The organism is Methylobacterium sp. C33D (assembly GCF_053345825.1).
The window spans coordinates 21,939-38,813 of record NZ_JBKFAV010000004.1; the positions used below are offsets into that span (position 1 = coordinate 21,939).

Sequence of the window (16,875 nt, forward strand, 5' to 3'; positions counted from 1 at the left end):
GCGGGCGCCGCATGGCTGGCGGCTTAGGCATATCATGCTAACGGGAACCATGTTCGATCCCGTCGCCGCCCTCGATACGGTCCTCGAGAACCTCGACCGCGACGCCCGCGAGCCCACCAAGCTCCGGGCCGCGCTGGTGCCGCAGCTGCGCCGGGTGATCGAGGAGGGCCACCGAGCCGCCGAGGCGCAGCTCCTCGAGGATCGCAACGGGCTGCTCTGCGCGCAGACCCTGTCGAATCTCACCGATGCGGTGGTCCGGGCGATCCACGACGCCGTGGTCTGGCGGCTCTACCCCAACGACAACCCGTCGACCGGCGAGCAGCTCGCGGTGGTCGCCACCGGCGGGTACGGCCGGGGCACGATGGCGCCGGGATCGGACATCGATCTGCTGTTCCTGCTGCCCTACAAGCAGACCGCGTGGTCCGAGAGCGTCGTCGAGGGGATGCTCTACGTCCTGTGGGACCTGAAGCTGAAGGTCGGCCACGCCACCCGCTCGGTCGAGGAGTGCCTGCGCGAGGCGCGGGCCGACATGACGATCCGCACCGCCCTGCTGGAGGCGCGGTATCTGTTCGGGACCCGGATCCTCTACGAGGAGCTGGTGACGCGTTTCGACGCCGAGCTCGTGGTCGGCTCCGCCGCCGAGTTCGTGGAGGCGAAGCTGCGCGAGCGCGACATGCGCGTCTCCAAGGCCGGCACCTCGCGCTACCTCGTCGAGCCCAACGTCAAGGACGGCAAGGGCGGCCTGCGCGACCTGAACACCCTGTTCTGGATCGCCAAGTATACCTACCGGGTCCGGGACCAGATCGAGCTCGTCAGCGCCGGGCTGTTCACCCCGGAGGAGTACGCGCTGTTCGAGCGCTGCGACGAGTTCCTGTGGCGGGTGCGCTGCCACATGCACTTCGCCACGAAGCGCGCCGAGGAGCGCCTCTCCTTCGGCCTGCAGCCGCGGATCGCCGAGCGCTTCGGCTACGAGGCCCGGGGCGGCCTCTCCGGCGTCGAGCGCTTCATGAAGGCCTATTTCCGCATCGCCAAGGACGTGGGCGATCTCACCGCCATCGTCTGCGCCGAGCTGGAGGCGCGCCACGCCAAGCGCACGCCGGTGCTCGACCGCTGGATCGGCCGGTTTCGCGACCGCTTCCGGGCGACCGCCATGGAGGCGGAGGATTTCTGGATCGACCACGGCCGGGTGAACCTGCGCGCGGAGGACGCGTTCGAGCGCGACCCGGTCAACCTGATCCGGCTGTTCTGGCTCGCCGACCGGCACAACCTCGCGATCCATCCGGATGCCAAGCGGCTGGCCAACCGGTCCCTGCGCCTCGTGAACCCGACTCTGCGCGTGGACCCCGAGGCGAACCGGCTCTTCGTCGAGATCCTGACCTCGCGCAACGCGCCGGAGGAGGCGCTGCGCGAGATGAACGAGGCGGGCGTGCTCGGCCGCTTCATCCCGGATTTCGGCCGCATCGTCGCGATGATGCAGTTCAACATGTACCACCACTTCACGGTGGACGAGCACCTGCTGCGCACGGTCGGCGTGCTGGCCGACATCGAATCGGGCCGGGTCCAGGAGACCTACCCGCTGGTCTCGCGCCTCGTGCACTCGATCCACAACCGCACCGCGCTCTACGTGGCGATCCTGCTCCACGACATCGCCAAGGGCCGGCCGGAGGACCACTCGATCGCGGGCGCCGCCATCGCCGAGAAGCTCTGCCCGCGCTTCGGCCTGAACCAGGCCGAGACCGAGACGGTGCGCTGGCTCGTCGAGCACCACCTGCTGATGTCGATGACCGCGCAGAGCCGCGACCTCTCGGACGCCAAGACGATCGAGCGCTTCGCCGCGAGCGTGCAGAGCCTGGAGCGGCTGAAGCTCCTGACCATCCTGACGGTGGCCGACATCACCGCCGTCGGGCCGGGCGTCTGGACGGCCTGGAAGGGCACGCTGATCCGCACCCTGTACGACGAGACCGAGGTCTACCTGTCGGGCGGCCATTCCGAGATCGCCCGCACGGACCGGGTGCGCCTCGTCCAGATGGGCCTGCGGGAGCAGCTGCCCGGCTGGGGCGCGGAGGAGTTCGACGCCTACGCGGCCCGCCACAGCCAGGCCTACTGGCTCAAGGTCGACGGCACGCGCCAGCTCAAGAACGCGATCTTCCTGCGCGACGTCGTGCGCGACGGGCGGACCAGCGCGACCGACGTGGCCCTCGACCCCGTCCGGGGCGTGACCGAGATCACGGTCTACTCGCCGGACCACCCCCGCCTGCTCGCCATCGTCACCGGCGCCTGCGCGGCCGCCGGCAGCAACATCGTCGACGCGCAGATCTTCACCACCACGGACGGGTTCGCCCTCGACACGATCTTCATCTCCCGCGCCTTCGAGCGGGACGACGACGAGCTGCGGCGCACGAAGCGCATCACGGCGGCGATCGAGCGGGCGCTCAAGGGGGAGATCAAGATCGCCGACCTCGTGGCCGACAAGCATCCGCCGACCAGCACCCGCGCCAAGACCTTCCCGGTGCCCCCCGACGTCATCATCGACAACGCCCTGTCGAGCCGGGAGACCGTGGTGGAGATCACCGGCCTCGACCGGCCGGGCCTGCTCTACGAGCTCACCACCGCCTTCAGCCGGCTGTCGCTCAACATCACGTCGGCGCATGTCGCGACCTTCGGCGAGCGCGCCGTGGACGTCTTCTACGTCACCGACCTCACCGGCACGCGGGTGACGCAGCCCGACCGGCAGGCCGCGATCCGGGCCGCCGTGATGGACGTGTTCGCGCACGACGTCGCGACGCTCAAGGCCGAGGGCTTGGAGGCGCTGGTGGCGGCGCCGCCGCCGCGCGAGGCTTGAGCGGACGGGTTGATTTCGCGGCCCCGTGGCCAGATATGAGCGCCGATTCCATCATCGCCCACCGATTCCCGCCCACGACTGAAACGTGATGACGAGCAACGACATGCCCCAGGATGACCAGCGCCAGACCACGGTCGAAGCCGGTGCCGGCGCGGCCCAGGATCCCGCGGCCGCGGGTCAGGGCAGCGAGTCGGCCACCGTCGATCCGGTCGCGGAGGCCCTGGCCCTGCTGACCGCCGAACGCGACGAGCTCAAGGACCGGACGCTGCGCACCCTCGCCGAGATGGAGAATCTGCGCCGCCGGACGGAGCGCGAGGTCGCCGACGCGCGCGCCTACGCGGTGACCAACTTCGCCCGGGACGTGCTCAACGTCGCCGACAACATCCGCCGCGCCCTCGACAGCGTCCCGGCCGACGCGAAGGCCACGGCCGACGGAGCCCTGAAGGGGCTGATCGACGGGATCGAGCTGACCGAGCGCGACCTCGGCAAGACCCTGGAGCGCCACGGCGTGAAGATCGTCGAGCCGCAGGGCCAGAAGTTCGACCCGAACCGCCACCAGGCGATGTTCGAGGTGCCGAACGCGGAGGTCCCGGCCGGCACCGTCGTGCAGGTCGTGCAGGCGGGCTACGTCATCGGCGAGCGCGTGCTGCGCCCGGCCCTGGTCGGCGTCGCCAAGGGCGGCCCGAAGGCGGCCGCCAACCCGGCCGACGCCGCCTGAGCGGACCCGCGGCGCGCCCTACTGGCAGGGCAGCGCCGCGGCGAAATCCGAGATGAACTGCGCGGTCTGGCGGGTCCGGTCCGGCGCGGCCGGATCGCGGGCGACGAGCCCCGCCTCGACGCGGAGGCGGCCGTTGCAGGCGCAGGTCGGCAGCGTGCCCGCGGTCGGATCGGGGGAGCAGGCATCGTGGTGCGCGCAGGCGAGATCCAGCGCGTCGATCGGCTTGTAGGCGGGCCCGCGGCTGCCGGGGCCGCAGAAATTCCCGTAGATCAGGATGGCGCCGCCCCCGTCGGGCCCGGGTGGGACGATCTCCTGCGCCCGGGCCGGAACGGCGCCGGCCGCGAGCGCGGCGGCGAGCAGCATCGTCTTGAGGGAGGTCGGGCTGGGCATGCTCACGGCCGATCCTGTCGGAGAGAACCCGCGATCCCGCGGGGCTGGAGCCGCGCGGCCTCCGGCTTCGCCGACATCCCTCGGCCTTGAACAAGCTCGCGCGGCCGACAGATTCGCGAAGCCGAATGCGCGGCATTGCGGCCCAGCCCCGCCGCCCCGTCAAGCTCTCTCCCTGCGAATACTGCTCAGAATCGGTAATTCACACCGGCGCGAACCAGAGCGAAACCGGAATCCTGTTTGCCGGCACCATAAAACGCCGGAACACTGGCGCTGTAGTACGTGGCGGCGGTCGTTCCGCGGCCGAGATGGAGGTAGAGGGCCTCGACCTTGGCGGAGAGCTTCTCGGTGAAGGCGTACTCGATGCCGCCGCCGGCCGCGTAGCCGGTCCGGTCGGTCGACGGCAGGGTGTAGGGGTAGGAGGCCGCGTAGGTCGAGCGCGCCCCGCCGCCGTATGCGAAGCCGCCGGTGCCGTAGACGAGGACCCGGTCGAACGCGTAGCCGAGCCGGGCGCGGACCGTGCCGAAATAGTCGAGGCTCGGCCGGACGCTGTAGTACGGCGCGGTGCCGAGATAGGCGGCGTCCGCCTTGGCGAAGGCCGTGCCCTGGATGTCGGTCTCGACGCCGACGACGACGCCGGAACCCGGCGTGAACTGATAGTTGTAGCCGACCTGGCCGCCGCCGGCGAAGCCGCCGGACCGGCCGCCGCCCGTGACGGTGCCGTAGGTCGGGTCGGTGAAGCCGCCGCTCCCGGTCGGGAACGCGTACCCGGCGTTCACGCCGGCGTAGAAGCCGGTCCAGGTGAAGACCGGCAGCGAGGGCAGCGGCGGCGGCGGCGCGCGGCGGGGCAGATCAGCCGCCTGGGCGGCGAGGGCCAGGCAGCCGCAGGCGGCGCCCGCGAGGGCTGCGTGAGTTCGAGCGATCATGGGAATCTCGTTCTGGAACGCGGCGGCGCCGCGGGATCAGAGGGCCAGGAGGAGCAGGCCGACGACGGTCACGGACAGGATCATGCAGAGGGCGAGATCGAGGATGGCCGCTCCACCGCAGGTCGGCACAGCTCGGGCGCTCCCGGAGGCGGACAGGGCGATCACGACCGGTCCCACCGGTTCTCGCCGGGGCGGGCCGCGATCCTCACGGTCCGCGCCGCGCGCCTGGGCACTACGGCACCCGAGGGTGCCGCCGCCCCGCCTGAGGGGAAGACGGGAGCGGCGGCCTGCGGCGCCCTCGATGGACTGGTGCGGTGGACCGTTTCCGCGACAGCGACACCGAGGACGGGCAGCGCGAGCGCGGCGACGACGCAGACGAGGCGCCGGAGCCGCGGAAGGGGGTCGCTTGTGCACGGTCGGCCCGCCTGGGCGCCGGGCAGCGTGAGCGGCGGCAGGGACTTCGCCACGAGGATGCGCGTTTCAACCGTCATCGGTCGGTGCCTCCGGACCTGCGTGGGAAATTTGACCACGCAGTCGGTTTACGTGTGCAAAAATCCCACGTCAACGCGAAAAGCACGGTCCCGTGTGCGCCGCCACACGCGGTGGGATTGTATCCCACGGCACAAGCCGTCACGATGAGCCGATGTCTGAGACTGCCGATACACCGCGGGAGGGCGCCGGCCTGCACGCGCCGCTGGCGCGGCTGCTGCGCCCCCTCGTGCGCCTGCTCGTCGCCCGCGGAATCACCTTCCCGGCGCTCACCGACCTGCTGCGCGAGCTCTACGTGAACGTCGCCGAGTACGACTTCGCCCTCGCCGGCAAGGAGCAGACGGACAGCCGCGTCTCCCTGCTCACCGGCATCCACCGCAAGGAGGTCCGGCGCCTGCGCGGCGCCGGCGCCCCGGTCAGCGCCGTGCCGGCGGTCGTCTCCCGCACCAGCCGGATCATCGCCCGCTGGATCGCCGACCCGGCCTTCACCGACGCGCAGGGCCAGCCCCTGCGGCTTCCGCGCACGGCCGATGGCGGCGCGCCCTCGTTCGAGTCGCTGGTCGCGGGCGTCACCCGGGATCTGCGGCCCCGCGCCGTCCTCGACGAGTGGCTCGACCGCGGGCTGGCCTTCACCGATCCGCAGGACCGGATCGTGCTGGCGGAGGCCGCCTACGTCCCGCGCGGCGACGGCGCCGAGGGGCCGCAGCTCTACTATTTCGGCCGCAACCTGCACGACCACATGGCGGCCGCCGTCGCCAACATCGTCGGCGACGCGCCCCGGTTCCTGGAGCGGGCGGTCCACTACGACGGGCTGTCCGAGGCCCTCGCGATCAAGCTCGAGGCGCGCGCCCGCGAGATCGCCATGGAGGCGCTGCAGCAGGCCAACCGGGAAGCGCACGCCGCCTGCCAGACCGATCCCGGCGGCACGCATCGCTGGAACTTCGGCCTCTACGTCTACACCGAAGCGGCGCCGCCGGCGCGGCGAGCGGACGAGCGGTGAGAGGCCGGCCGGTGCGCGCCTCGCTCAACCGCCGGTTCGTCCTGCGCCTGCTCGCGGGCGCCGCGACCCTGCTGCCCGGCGGCGCCCGATCGCAGGAATCACCGCGCGACCAGGGCATCGGCGGCACCGGCATGATGCGGACCGACGAGCCGCGGAACGGGTCCCTCGGCGAGGGCGACCGCGGCATCGGGGGCACCGGGGTGATCGGCACGATCCGCCGCTTCGGCTCGATCGTCGTCAACGACCTGCGCATCGCCTACCCGCCCGAGGTGGAGGTGCGCATCGACGGCGCGGCCGCGCAGGCCGCGGACCTGAAGATCGGGCAGGTCGTCCACGTGGTGGCGCGGCCCGAGGGCGGCGGCCTCGCGACGGGGCGCATCGACGTGACCAGCGAGGTGGTCGGGCCGGTGGAGTCGGTCGCGCCGGGGCGGCTCGTGGTGCTCGGGCAGCGGGTCTCGACCGCGGGTCTCGGCGGCGCGTGGCGGCCGGGTGCGCGGGTCGCGGTGAGCGGGCTGCGCCGGCCCGACGGCGTGATCGTGGCGAGCCTGATCGAGCCGCGGGACGCCGGCCCCGACCGCGTCGCCGGCCCGGTGCGGCGGGTCGCGGGCGGCCTCGGGATCGGCGGACTCCGCCTCGCGGGCGCGGACGCCCTGCCGCCGGGCAAGCGCGCCCTGGTGACGGGCCGCGCGACGGGCGGCGTCCTCGCCGTGACCAATGCCGCGCAGGTCGGCCTGCCCTTCCCGCCGGGCCTGAAGCAGGTCTCGATCGAGGCCTATATCGGGCGGGCCGGCAGCGGGCTCGACATCGGCGCGGGCTACGCCGTCGCGGGCCGTCCGGGCGTCCGGGTTCCGCGCGACGGGAGCGTGCGGGCGGTGCTGACCGCGGCGATCGCGCGGGACGGGGACCTGACGGTGGAGCGGCTGCGGATCGAGGACCGCATCGCGCCCGAGCCGCAGCGGCCGGACGCCCCGCGGTTCGAGCGGGAGCGCGACCGGCTCGACCTGCGCAACCTCCCCGACGAGCTGCCCGGCCGCTTCGGCGCCGAGCCCGGCGGCGGCTCGGGCAGCATCGGGTCGCCGCGCGGCCCCGCGATCGACACCCGGCCGGGCGGCGCGGTCGTCCCCGGGTCGGAGGCCCCCGGCGGATTCGGAGCGCCGCGCGGCGGCTTCGGCGGCGCGCCGCCGGCAGGCCCCGGGGCGTTCCCGGGCGGCCCCGGGGGCTTCGGCGGTCCGCCCGGAGGAACCGGCCAGGGCCCTGGCGGAGGCGGCTTCGGCGGAGGCGGCTTCGGCGGCGGTGGTTTCGGCGGCGGTGGTTTCGGCGGGCCTGGCGGTCCTGGCGGCGGCCGGCGCTAGAGCCGCGCCCGGTCGGGACGACAATGGAGCCGGGTCCGTGCCGGCCGAGGCGCGGGTCCCCTCTCCCCTGCTGGAGAGGGGGGTGTGGGGCGGCTGTCGCGAACGGATCGGCCTTCGTCCCGCACCGTCGCGACACGATCGGAGGCGGCCCTGGGACAGGCTGCGCGGAGCACGGGCGCGCGCGGGATGGAGGGCCTTCGGAGGGACTTCAGCCCTCCGCCTCCCGGTCGAGCAGCGCGCGCTTGCGCGCGACGCCCCAGCGATAGCCCGACAGGGCGCCGTCCGACCGCACGACGCGGTGGCAGGGGATGGCGACCGCGACCGGGTTCGCCCCGCAGGCCTGCGCGACCGCGCGCGTCGCCGTCGGCAGGCCGATCGCCCGGGCGATCTCCGCGTAGGTCGCGGTGGATCCCACCGGGATCTTGCGCAGCGCCGTCCAGACCCGCTGCTGGAAGGCCGTGCCGCGGATGTCGAGCGGCAGGTCGAGGCCGCTGCCCGGCGCCTCCACGAGCCCGATGACCCGCGCCATCCAGCCCTCGAAGTCCGGGTCGCCACCCTCGATCTCCGCGGCGGGGAAGCGGTCCTGGAGATCGTGCAGGAGCGGCTCGGGCGCGTCCCCGAGGAGGATCGCGCAGACGCCCGCCTCGGTGGCGGCGACGAGGATCGCTCCGAGGCTGCAGGCCCCGATGCCGAACCGGATGCGCAGGCCCGCGCCGCCCGTCCGGTAGGCGGCGGGCGCCATGCCGAGGCGCGGCGCACCCGCCGCGTAGAACCGGCTCGCCGCACCGTATCCGGCCTCGTACAGCGCCTCCGTCACCGAGGCGGCGCCCGGCAGCCGCCGCGCCACCGCGGCGGCGCGGTGGGCGGCCGCGTAGGCCCTCGGGGTCACGCCGGTGGCGTCCTTGAACACCCGGTGGAAGTGGTAGGCGCTCAGGCCGGCGGCGCGGGCGAGCGCGGCGAGGGACGGCATCGTCTCCGCCGTCTCGATCTCGCGGCAGGCGCGGGCGACCGCCTCGGCCCGGCGCTCGGCGAGGGCGGGCTCGTCCGGGCGGCAGCGCCGGCACGGCCGGAAGCCGGCCGCCTCGGCCTCGGCGCAGGTCCGGTGGAAGCTGACATTCTCGGGCCGCGCCGCGCGCGCGGCGCAGCTCGGACGGCAGTACACCCCCGTCGTGCGGACCGCGTACACGAAGGTGCCGTCGGCCCGGGCGTCGCGGGCGGCGAGGGCCGCCCAGCGCGCGGCATCGCTCGGGTCTGTCGTGGGAACGGGGCTCATGGCGCCGGCACTATGCGGCTTGGCGCGGGCGTTGAGGAGGGGCATGACGGGGCCTGCCGGGTGGGGGATGACGCGGGCAGCATCGTGTCGGTCCGCCGCCGCGCCGGCATCCCGCGCCTTGCGGCCGAATTCGACATCCGCGGCGGCCGCCGGGACGGGCAACCCGCCACACGAGTGCGCCATGGCTCCGAGCACGCCCGACCACATCCATGTCGGCCAGGACGGCTGGCTGTTCCTGAAGACGGGCACGAACGACGTGCTCGGCCAGTACGAGCGGCCGGAGGAGACGACCGAGCTGATCTGGCAGTGGCGCAGCCTCGTGACGACGCGGGAGCGGCGCCTGCGCGCCCAGGGGATCCTGTACCGCCACGTCGTCGCCCCGGAGAAGCTGATGATCTACGATCACCGGCTCGACGGGCTCACCATCCGGCCGAGCGCGTCGCCGGCCTACCGGCTCCTCCACAGCGAGCCCCCGGCAGGCCGCTTCCCCAATCCGGTCGGATGGTACGCGGCCTGGCGCCGACGGAGGCGCTGGCGGCAGACCTGCATCGATCTGGTGACGCCGATGCGGGCGCAGCGCGACGCGGCCGACCTCTACTGCCGGACCGACACCCACTGGTCCGCCGACGGCTGCTATCTCGCCTACGCGGAGATCTGCCGGGCGCTGGGCGCCGAGCCGCGACGGGACCTGCGGCAGCGGCCCTCCTTCGAGACCGACCACGACGGCGACCTGGGCAGCGCCTTCGATCCGCCGCGGCGCGCGCGCTCGCGCACCGTCCTGATGCAGCAGGACGCGGTCCGGACCTACGGCAGCCCGATCGTCGAAGCGCGGGAGAAGGCCGGCCTGCTGCACACGCTGCATGTCGGCGCGCACGTGATCTACGGGAACGCCAAGGCCACCGACCCGCGCCGGCTGGCGCTGTTCGGCGATTCCTTCTCGCACGTGATGCCGTACATGCTGACGATCATGCTGGCCGAGACGTTCCGCGAGGTGCACTTCGTCTGGAGCACGTCGCTGGACTGGCCGTATATCGCGCGCGTCCGGCCCGACATCGTGCTGACCGAGGTGGCCGAGCGCTTCATGGTGCAGGTGCCCGACGACACCTTCTCGGTGGAGCGCTACGCGCAGGACCGCTTCGGGGCCGAGCTCGCGACTGCGGGCGCCTGACGGGCCGGCCCGGATCTCCGGGGCGCGGACACGCCGCGACTCCCGAGCCCTTCATTCCGGGATTGCCGAGCGGGCTCCGGAGCGCGAGCGCGCCCGACATGGCTCGACCGGTCCTGTCCGCTCCCCGGCTCGCCGGCTCGTCGGCCGTGCCCCTCACGCCTGCAGCTTGGCCACCAGCGCGTCCGACAGGGCGAAGTTGACGTAGACGTGCTGGACGTCGTCCTGGTCCTCGATCACCTCGACGAGGCGGATGAGCTTCTCGCCGGTCTCGTCGTCGACGTTGATGGTGTTCTGCGCCTTCCAGATCAGGCCCGTGCGGGCGGGCTCGCCGAAGCGCGCCTCGAGGGCCTTCGTGACCTCACCGTAGGAATCCTGGGCGCAGATGACCTCGTGGCCGTCCTCGCCGGAGCTGACGTCGTCGGCGCCGGCCTCGATCGCCGCCTCCAGCATCGTGTCGGCGTCGGCCACGGAGGCCGGGAAGGCGATCACGCCGACCCGGTCGAACATGAAGGCGACGGCCCCGGTCTCGGCGAGGCTGCCGCCGGACTTGGTGAAGGCCGAGCGCACGTCCGAGGCGGTGCGGTTGCGGTTGTCGGTCTGCGCCTCGACGATCAGCGCGGCGCCGCCGGGCCCGTAGCCCTCGTAGCGGATGTCCTCGTAGTTCTCGCCGTCGGCGCCGGCAGCCTTCTTGATGGCGCGCTCGATATTGTCCTTGGGCATGTTCTCGGCGCGGGCCGCCAGGATCGCGGCGCGCAGGCGCGGGTTCATCGCCGGGTCGGGCGTGCCGAGCTTGGCCGCCACCGTGATCTCGCGGGCGAGCTTGCCGAACACCTTCGAGCGGACCGCGTCCACCCGGCCCTTCCGGTGCATGATGTTCTTGAACTGCGAATGGCCTGCCATGACGGTTCAGACTTTTGTTCGTTGGCGAGGGCGGGCGTGCGGGACCCCGCCGTCGCGGCTGTGAGGTCGCGCCGTATATAGGCCGCCGCCTCCGGGCGAAGCAACGCGGCCGCATGCGGTCGGCGCCGCACGAGCCGACACGGACGCGCGGGCTTCGCAATCCCGTGACCGCGGAAAGAATGGCCGCCTCGGGCGTTGGCGCTGGACTTCACGCGCAGCTGGGAACCCGATGTCGAGCCGGAACGGACGCAGCACGGTCATGGTCACGGGCGCGAGCGCCGGCGTCGGCCGGGCTGTCGCCCACGAATTCGCCCGGCACGGCTGGAACGTGGGGCTGATCGCGCGCGGCGAGGTGGGGCTGAGGGGCACGATCCGCGACGTCGAGCGGGCCGGCGGCCGGGCCCTGGCCTTCGCGGCCGACGTCGCCGACGCGGAGGCCGTCGCGGAGGCCGCCGACGCGCTGGCCGAGGCGTTCGGCGGCATCGACGTCTGGGTCAACAACGCGATGGTGACGGTCTACGCGCCCGTTCAGGAGACGAGCCCGGAGGAGTTCCACCGCGCCACCGCGGTGACCTATCTGGGGCAGGTGCACGGCACGCTGGCGGCCCTCCGCCACATGGTCCCGCGCGACCGGGGCACGATCGTGCATGTCGGCTCGGCGCTCGCCTACCGGTCGATCCCGCTCCAGGCGAGCTACTGCGCCGCCAAGGCCGCCGTGCGGGGCTTCGTCGATTCCCTGCGCAGCGAGCTGCTCCACGACCGCAGCCGCGTCCGCCTGACGATGGTGCAGCTTCCGGCCGTGAACACGCCGCAATTCGACTGGGCGCGCTCGCGGCTGCCGCGCAAGCTCGAGCCGGTGCCGCCGATCTACCAGCCGGAGGCCATCGCCCGGCACGTCTTCCGGGCGGCGCACGACGCGCCGCGGGAACTGTGGATCGGGGCCTCGGCCTGGAAGGCGATCATCGGAAACATGCTGATCCCGGGCTGGATCGACGGCTACCTCGCCCGGCACGGCTATCGCGGGGAGATGACCGGCGTGCAGGCGCAGAAGAACCGACCCGACAACCTCTACGACCCGGTGGACACCGATCCCGGCGCCCACGGCCGCTTCGACGCCCGCGCGACCGGGCACGTGGCGGCGGCGGACCCGCGCTGGCTCAAGTTCGGGATCGCGGCCGCGCTCGGCCTCGTGGCCGGGACGATGCTGTTCGCCACGGAGGCGCACGGGCGGGCGGAGGCCCGCGCCGATCGCCGGCTCGGCAGGCGCTAGGATCCGGGCCCGTCGCGGGCTCGTCGCCCCGCCGCGAAGGCCTCGCGGGCGGGGCCGCGTTGCGCCCCGCGGGGCGCGGGATTTCGGGAGGATCCGATGCCGGTCACGAACCGTCGCGAACTGGTGCGGGGCGCGCTCGCCGGAGGGGCCGTCCTGGGGCTCGGCGGCGGCGCCCGCGCCACCGCACCCCTCGGCGGCGCGCAGGCCCCGGGCTTCTACCGGACCCGCGTCGGCAGCTGCGAGGTCACGGTCCTCAACGACGGCGCGCGCAGCTTCCCGATGCCGGACCGCTTCGTGCGCAACGTCCCCCGGGACGCGGCGCTCGGCGCCGCCGAGGCGGCCTACATGCCGCCCGGCCAAGTGACGGTGCCGTTCAACCCGACGCTGATCAACACGGGCGCGAAGCTCGTCCTGATCGATACCGGCAACGGCCCGGTGCCGGGCGCGCCCGTCGGCCGCCTCGCGGCGAACCTCGCGGCGGCCGGGATCGCGCCCGAGGACATCGACCTCGTCCTGCTCTCGCACCTCCATCCCGACCACACGAACGGCCTCAAGCGGGCGGACGGGTCCCTCGCCTTCCCGAAGGCGGAGATCCGGGCCGCGGCACCCGACTGGGCGTTCTGGATGAGCGACGCCAACATGGCCCGCGCCGCCGACCCGGTGACGCAGGGCTACTTCGCCAACACCCGCCGGGTGCTCGGCGACCTGAGGGACCGGATCGGGACCTTCGCGTGGGACGCGGAGGTCGCGCCCGGGATCACCGCCCTCGCGGCCCCCGGCCACACGCCGGGCCACACGGCCTTCGCGATCGCCTCGGGGGCGGACCGTCTGCTGGTGCAATCCGACGTGACCAACATCCCGGCCCTCTTCCTGCAGCACCCGGACTGGCACGTGATGTACGATTACGACGCCGATCAGGCGCAGGCGACGCGCCACCGCTTCTACGACTTGGCTTCGTCCGAGCGGGCCCGCGTGGTCGGCTACCACTTCCCCTTCCCGTCGCTCGGCCACGTGGAGCGGGACGGGCCGGGCTACCGGCTCGTGCCCGTGGCCTGGACCGGCACGCTCTGACCGTCCCGGGATTCGTGCCACCGGATCAGGGCGGGCAGATCCACGACCCCGCCCGGCCATTCGACGCCCGCGAGGTGCCGGTGCGGACGGTCCGGCTCGCCGAGATCCGACACCGCCGAGAAGGCGCCGTCGAGCCGGTGGCTCTCGGTGTAGCGGCTCCGGGTCGCGAGGACCGGCAAGCCAGCGGCCCGGGCCGAACTGATGCCGGCGGCCGAATCCTCGAAGGCCACCGCCTCGGAGGCCGGGATGGCCAGGCCGGCGAGCGCCAGCAGGAACACGTCGGGGGCGGGCTTCTTGCGGCTCGCCTCGTCGCCGGCCGCGATCACGTCGAAGGGCGCGGCGCCCGGCGGGAAATTGGCGGCGAGGAGCCGGTCGACGTTCGGGCGGCTCGTCGTGGTGGCCACGGCGAGCCGGATTCCGGCCGCCCGGGCCTCGGCGATCAGCCGGGCGATCCCGGGGCGCAGCGGCAGGCCGTTCCGCGCGACGAGGTCGCCGTAGGCGCGCGTCTTGATGGCGTGGATCTCCGGCGCGCGGGCGTGGAGCGCCTCGGCCTCCGCCGGGTGCTCGCTGTCGATGTAGTGGGCGAGCCGCTCCTTGCCGCCCATGACGGCGAGCAGGTCGGCGTAGAGCGCCTCGTCCCACCGCCAGGGCAGGCCGAGTTCCGCGAAGGCGCGGTTGAACGCCTGCCGGTGCAAGTCCTCGGTCTCGGCGAGGGTCCCGTCGACGTCGAAGATCAGCGCCCTCAGCACGACAGGTCGCGACCGGAGGCGCCCTCCGCGCCCTCGCGGATCGCCGCGATGCGCTCGGCGTAGGCGTCCGGGCCGCCGCTGAACACGGCGTTGCCGGCGACGAAGGTGTCGGCCCCGGCGCGGCTCGCGACCTTCACGGTCTCGGGATCGATCCCGCCGTCGACCTGGATGCGGATGTCCCGGCCCGCCACCATGGCGCGCACCCGCGCCACCGATTCCATGGCGCCCTTGATGAAGCTCTGGCCGCCGAAGCCGGGATTGACGGTCATCACCAGCACGAGATCCACGAGATCGAGCACTGGCTCGACCATGGCGGCCGGCGTGCCGGGGTTGATCGCCACCCCGGCGCGCTTGCCGAGGTCGCGGATGGTCTGCAGCGAGCGGTGGATGTGCGGGCCGGCCTCGGCGTGGACCGTGATGCCGTCGGCGCCGGCCTGCGCGAACGCCGCGAGGTACGGGTCGGCCGGCGCGATCATCAGGTGCACGTCGAAATACTTCTGCGTGTGCGGGCGCAGGGCCTTCACCACCGGCGGCCCGAAGGTGATGTTGGGCACGAAATGGCCGTCCATCACGTCGAGGTGGATCCAGTCGGCCCCGGCCGCGTCCACGGCGCGCGTCTCCTCGGCGAGCTTCGAGAAGTCGGCGGACAGGATCGACGGGGCGATGACGGGTGCGAGCATGGGAGGCTTTCGGGATCGGCTCAGGCCAGCCGGCGGCGGCGCTCGACGAGCTGCATGATCATCGGTGTCAGGATCAGCTGCATCGCGAGGTCGAGCTTGCCGCCGGGGATCACGATGGAGTTGGCCCGGCTCATGAAACTGTCGTGAATCATGGAGACGAGATACGAGAAGTCGATCCCCTTCGGGTCCTTGAAGCGGATCACGACCATCGATTCGTCGGCGGTGGGAATCCAGCGGGCGATGAACGGGTTCGACGTGTCGACCGTCGGCACCCGCTGGAAGTTGATGTCGGTGAACGAGAATTGCGGGCAGATGGTCTGCACGTAGTCGGGCATGCGCCGCAGGATCACGTCGGTCACCGCCTCTGTGGAGTAGCCGCGGAACGAGCGGTCCCGGTGCAGCTTCTGGATCCATTCGAGGTTGATCACCGGCACGACCCCGATCTTCAGGTCGGCGTAGCGGGCGATGTCGACGTCCTGGTCGGCCACGCAGCCGTGCAGGCCCTCGTAGAACAGGAGGTCGGAATCGGGCGGGAACGTCTCCCAGTCCGAGAAACTGCCTTCCGGGATGCCGTAGGCCTGCGCGTCGTGCTGGTCATGGGCGTAGTGACGGGTCCGGCCCGTCCCGGACTCGGCGTAGCTGCGGAACACCGCCTCCAGCTCGGGCAGGAGGTTGGCCCGCGGCGCGAAGTGGGACAGCGTCGGCTCGTTCGCCATCATCGCCCGCATCGTGTCGCGGTCGAAGGCGTGGAAGCCGTCCCCCTCGATGAAGACCGCCCGCACGTCCTCCCGGCGGAAGATCTGCTCGAAGGTGTTGCGCACCGAGGTGGTTCCGGCCCCGGACGAGCCGGTCACCGAGATGATGGGGTGACGCGCCGACATGCCTTTACGACTTCACGGTGCGGCTATGACCGCATCAGGCCGCGCTGGCCGAACAGCGGCGAGCGGCCGGCATCGGGCTTTCCGCCGCCATAGTAGGTTGCGACGCACGCCACCTCCTCGGTCGAGCCGCAGACCAGCGGTGCCCGCTCGTGGATGCCGGTGGCCACGAGGTCGAGGATCCGCGTCTGGCCGTCGGTGGCCGCGCCGCCGGCCTGCTCGACCAGCATGGCCACGGGCGCGACCTCGTAGAGCAACCGCAGGCGGCCGCGGGCGTAGTTCTTCCGGGCGTCGCCCGGGTAGAGGAACACGCCGCCGCGGGTCAGCACGCGCTGGATGTCGGCCACCAGGGAGGCGAGCCAGCGCATGTTGTAGTCCTTGTCGCGCGGCCCCTCGGTGCCGCGCTGGCAATCCTCGATATAGGCCTTGACCGGGGCGTCCCAGTGGCGGGCGTTCGAAGCGTTGATGGCGAATTCCTTGGCGGAGGCCGGCACCGACATCGCCGGGCTCGTCAGCTTGAACCGGCCCTCGGCGCGGTCGAGCACGTAGGACTGGGTGCCGTCGCCGAGCGTCAGGATCAGCGCCGTGGCCGGACCGTAGGTGACGAAGCCCGCGGCGATCTGCGTCGAGCCGGGGGTCGTGAACGAGGCCAGCGGGTTCGCCGCATCCTTGATCGACGGCCGGATGCCGAAGATCATGCCGACGGCCATGTTCACGCCGATGTTGGAGGAGCCGTCGAGGGGGTCGATGGCGACGGCCAGCGGCGCGTCCGGGTTCAGACGCATCACCTCCTCGGCCTCCTCGGAGGCGACCTCGGCGACCGGGGCGCCCTGCAGCGCCGCGGTCACGCTCTCGTGGGCGATCACGTCGAGGGCCTTCTGGACGTCGCCGTCGCTGTTGTGATCGCCGGCCGCCGCGAGGTCACCGCCGAGCGCGCCGCGCCCGATCCGCTCGCTGATCTCCACCGCCGACCGCGCCACGGCCGCGATCACCGCGGCGGCGTCCTTCAGCGCCGGATTGGCGTCCACGGCCTGCGCCAGGCAGGTCTCGAGGGGCGTCCCGATCGCCGCTGAAATTGCCATCGGCCTACTCCTCCTGCTCGGATCCCGCCCGCGGGGATCGCGCGTTCCGCGCCGGCTCTGTAGCGGCCGCTCCGCTGCCAAGATAGCGGT

General features: G+C 72.9%; 16 protein-coding genes. 7 read left to right on the forward strand and 9 right to left on the reverse strand.

Translation table 11 applies throughout. The features are described from left to right. Positions 1 to 49 precede the first annotated feature (49 nt). Positions 50 to 2,842, forward strand: coding sequence for a [protein-PII] uridylyltransferase (locus ACLBXO_RS03725; RefSeq protein WP_447684549.1), 2,793 nt, complete (start codon positions 50 to 52; stop codon positions 2,840 to 2,842). A 103-nt stretch (positions 2,843 to 2,945) separates the two neighbouring features. Continuing rightward, positions 2,946 to 3,560 (forward strand): nucleotide exchange factor GrpE, encoded by a 615-nt coding sequence (grpE, locus tag ACLBXO_RS03730; protein ID WP_331316886.1) that lies wholly within the window; start codon positions 2,946 to 2,948, stop codon positions 3,558 to 3,560. An 18-nt stretch (positions 3,561 to 3,578) separates the two neighbouring features. Here the strand turns inward: grpE and ACLBXO_RS03735 are convergent, their stop codons facing one another. The 3 genes from ACLBXO_RS03735 to ACLBXO_RS03745 form a co-directional block, all read right to left on the reverse strand. Continuing rightward, on the reverse strand, positions 3,579 to 3,950 hold the full coding sequence (locus ACLBXO_RS03735; protein WP_447684636.1) for a hypothetical protein: 372 nt from the start codon (positions 3,948 to 3,950) through the stop codon (positions 3,579 to 3,581). Positions 3,951 to 4,135: 185 nt separating this feature from the next. Then, positions 4,136 to 4,873, reverse strand: a complete 738-nt coding sequence (locus tag ACLBXO_RS03740) for an outer membrane protein (protein WP_331316884.1) — start codon at positions 4,871 to 4,873, stop codon at positions 4,136 to 4,138. Between the two features lie 36 nt (positions 4,874 to 4,909). Beyond that, positions 4,910 to 5,038: a hypothetical protein gene (locus tag ACLBXO_RS03745; protein WP_331316882.1), complete on the reverse strand. Its 129-nt coding sequence runs from the start codon at positions 5,036 to 5,038 to the stop codon at positions 4,910 to 4,912. A 478-nt stretch (positions 5,039 to 5,516) separates the two neighbouring features. On the opposite strand from ACLBXO_RS03745, the gene ACLBXO_RS03750 reads away from it, so the two are divergent. Together ACLBXO_RS03750 and ACLBXO_RS03755 are read left to right on the forward strand one after the other, a co-directional pair. Next, the gene (locus ACLBXO_RS03750) at positions 5,517 to 6,362 is read left to right on the forward strand and encodes a DUF6502 family protein (protein WP_331316880.1); all 846 of its coding nucleotides are present in this window, start codon (positions 5,517 to 5,519) and stop codon (positions 6,360 to 6,362) included. Positions 6,363 to 6,373: 11 nt separating this feature from the next. Then, positions 6,374 to 7,714, forward strand: a complete 1,341-nt coding sequence (locus tag ACLBXO_RS03755; protein WP_447684550.1) for a DUF5666 domain-containing protein — start codon at positions 6,374 to 6,376, stop codon at positions 7,712 to 7,714. Positions 7,715 to 7,922: 208 nt separating this feature from the next. Here the strand turns inward: ACLBXO_RS03755 and ada are convergent, their stop codons facing one another. Next, the gene (gene ada / locus ACLBXO_RS03760) at positions 7,923 to 8,987 is read right to left on the reverse strand and encodes a bifunctional DNA-binding transcriptional regulator/O6-methylguanine-DNA methyltransferase Ada (protein ID WP_447684637.1); all 1,065 of its coding nucleotides are present in this window, start codon (positions 8,985 to 8,987) and stop codon (positions 7,923 to 7,925) included. Positions 8,988 to 9,168: 181 nt separating this feature from the next. Here ada and ACLBXO_RS03765 point away from each other — a divergent pair, with 181 nt between their 5' ends. After that, positions 9,169 to 10,155, forward strand: a complete 987-nt coding sequence (locus ACLBXO_RS03765; RefSeq protein ID WP_447684551.1) for an alginate O-acetyltransferase AlgX-related protein — start codon at positions 9,169 to 9,171, stop codon at positions 10,153 to 10,155. Between the two features lie 153 nt (positions 10,156 to 10,308). Here ACLBXO_RS03765 and ACLBXO_RS03770 read toward each other — a convergent pair whose 3' ends face one another. Further along, positions 10,309 to 11,055 (reverse strand): YebC/PmpR family DNA-binding transcriptional regulator, encoded by a 747-nt coding sequence (locus ACLBXO_RS03770; RefSeq protein ID WP_331313569.1) that lies wholly within the window; start codon positions 11,053 to 11,055, stop codon positions 10,309 to 10,311. 229 nt (positions 11,056 to 11,284) lie between these two features. Here ACLBXO_RS03770 and ACLBXO_RS03775 point away from each other — a divergent pair, with 229 nt between their 5' ends. Further along, entirely contained in the window at positions 11,285 to 12,325 is a 1,041-nt protein-coding gene (locus tag ACLBXO_RS03775) for an SDR family oxidoreductase (protein WP_447684552.1), read from the forward strand. A gap of 96 nt (positions 12,326 to 12,421) precedes the next feature. Next, complete coding sequence (locus ACLBXO_RS03780; protein WP_447684553.1) at positions 12,422 to 13,396, forward strand: MBL fold metallo-hydrolase; 975 nt, start codon at positions 12,422 to 12,424, stop codon at positions 13,394 to 13,396. Here the strand turns inward: ACLBXO_RS03780 and ACLBXO_RS03785 are convergent. The 4 genes from ACLBXO_RS03785 to ACLBXO_RS03800 are packed head-to-tail and all read right to left on the reverse strand — an operon-like array spanning position 13,357 to position 16,785. Continuing rightward, a complete protein-coding gene (locus ACLBXO_RS03785; protein ID WP_447684554.1) occupies positions 13,357 to 14,145 on the reverse strand; it encodes an HAD-IA family hydrolase in 789 nt (262 codons plus the stop codon). The two genes, ACLBXO_RS03780 and ACLBXO_RS03785, sit on opposite strands and share 40 nt — an antisense overlap. Then, positions 14,139 to 14,825, reverse strand: coding sequence for a ribulose-phosphate 3-epimerase (gene rpe, locus ACLBXO_RS03790; protein ID WP_020092550.1), 687 nt, complete (start codon positions 14,823 to 14,825; stop codon positions 14,139 to 14,141). The genes ACLBXO_RS03785 and rpe overlap by 7 nt, the downstream gene beginning before the upstream one ends. Before the next feature lie 20 nt (positions 14,826 to 14,845). Continuing rightward, positions 14,846 to 15,706, reverse strand: a complete 861-nt coding sequence (locus ACLBXO_RS03795) for a phosphoribulokinase (RefSeq protein ID WP_012320495.1) — start codon at positions 15,704 to 15,706, stop codon at positions 14,846 to 14,848. Positions 15,707 to 15,729: 23 nt separating this feature from the next. Then, positions 15,730 to 16,785, reverse strand: coding sequence for a class 1 fructose-bisphosphatase (locus tag ACLBXO_RS03800; RefSeq protein WP_331313565.1), 1,056 nt, complete (start codon positions 16,783 to 16,785; stop codon positions 15,730 to 15,732). Positions 16,786 to 16,875 lie beyond the last annotated feature (90 nt).

Bases quoted from the DNA above. Each gene is read 5' to 3' on its own strand.
- grpE (WP_331316886.1), top strand. From the start codon at position 2,946: ATGCCCCAGGATGACCAGCGCCAGACCACGGTCGAAGCCGGTGCCGGC.
- ACLBXO_RS03800 (WP_331313565.1), bottom strand. From the start codon at position 16,785: ATGGCAATTTCAGCGGCGATCGGGACGCCCCTCGAGACCTGCCTGGCG.
- ACLBXO_RS03780 (WP_447684553.1), top strand. From the start codon at position 12,422: ATGCCGGTCACGAACCGTCGCGAACTGGTGCGGGGCGCGCTCGCCGGA.
- rpe (WP_020092550.1), bottom strand. From the start codon at position 14,825: ATGCTCGCACCCGTCATCGCCCCGTCGATCCTGTCCGCCGACTTCTCG.
- ACLBXO_RS03740 (WP_331316884.1), bottom strand. From the start codon at position 4,873: ATGATCGCTCGAACTCACGCAGCCCTCGCGGGCGCCGCCTGCGGCTGC.
- ACLBXO_RS03770 (WP_331313569.1), bottom strand. From the start codon at position 11,055: ATGGCAGGCCATTCGCAGTTCAAGAACATCATGCACCGGAAGGGCCGG.
- ada (WP_447684637.1), bottom strand. From the start codon at position 8,987: ATGAGCCCCGTTCCCACGACAGACCCGAGCGATGCCGCGCGCTGGGCG.
- ACLBXO_RS03750 (WP_331316880.1), top strand. From the start codon at position 5,517: ATGTCTGAGACTGCCGATACACCGCGGGAGGGCGCCGGCCTGCACGCG.
- ACLBXO_RS03725 (WP_447684549.1), top strand. From the start codon at position 50: ATGTTCGATCCCGTCGCCGCCCTCGATACGGTCCTCGAGAACCTCGAC.
- ACLBXO_RS03795 (WP_012320495.1), bottom strand. From the start codon at position 15,706: ATGTCGGCGCGTCACCCCATCATCTCGGTGACCGGCTCGTCCGGGGCC.
- ACLBXO_RS03775 (WP_447684552.1), top strand. From the start codon at position 11,285: ATGTCGAGCCGGAACGGACGCAGCACGGTCATGGTCACGGGCGCGAGC.
- ACLBXO_RS03735 (WP_447684636.1), bottom strand. From the start codon at position 3,950: ATGCCCAGCCCGACCTCCCTCAAGACGATGCTGCTCGCCGCCGCGCTC.
- ACLBXO_RS03765 (WP_447684551.1), top strand. From the start codon at position 9,169: ATGGCTCCGAGCACGCCCGACCACATCCATGTCGGCCAGGACGGCTGG.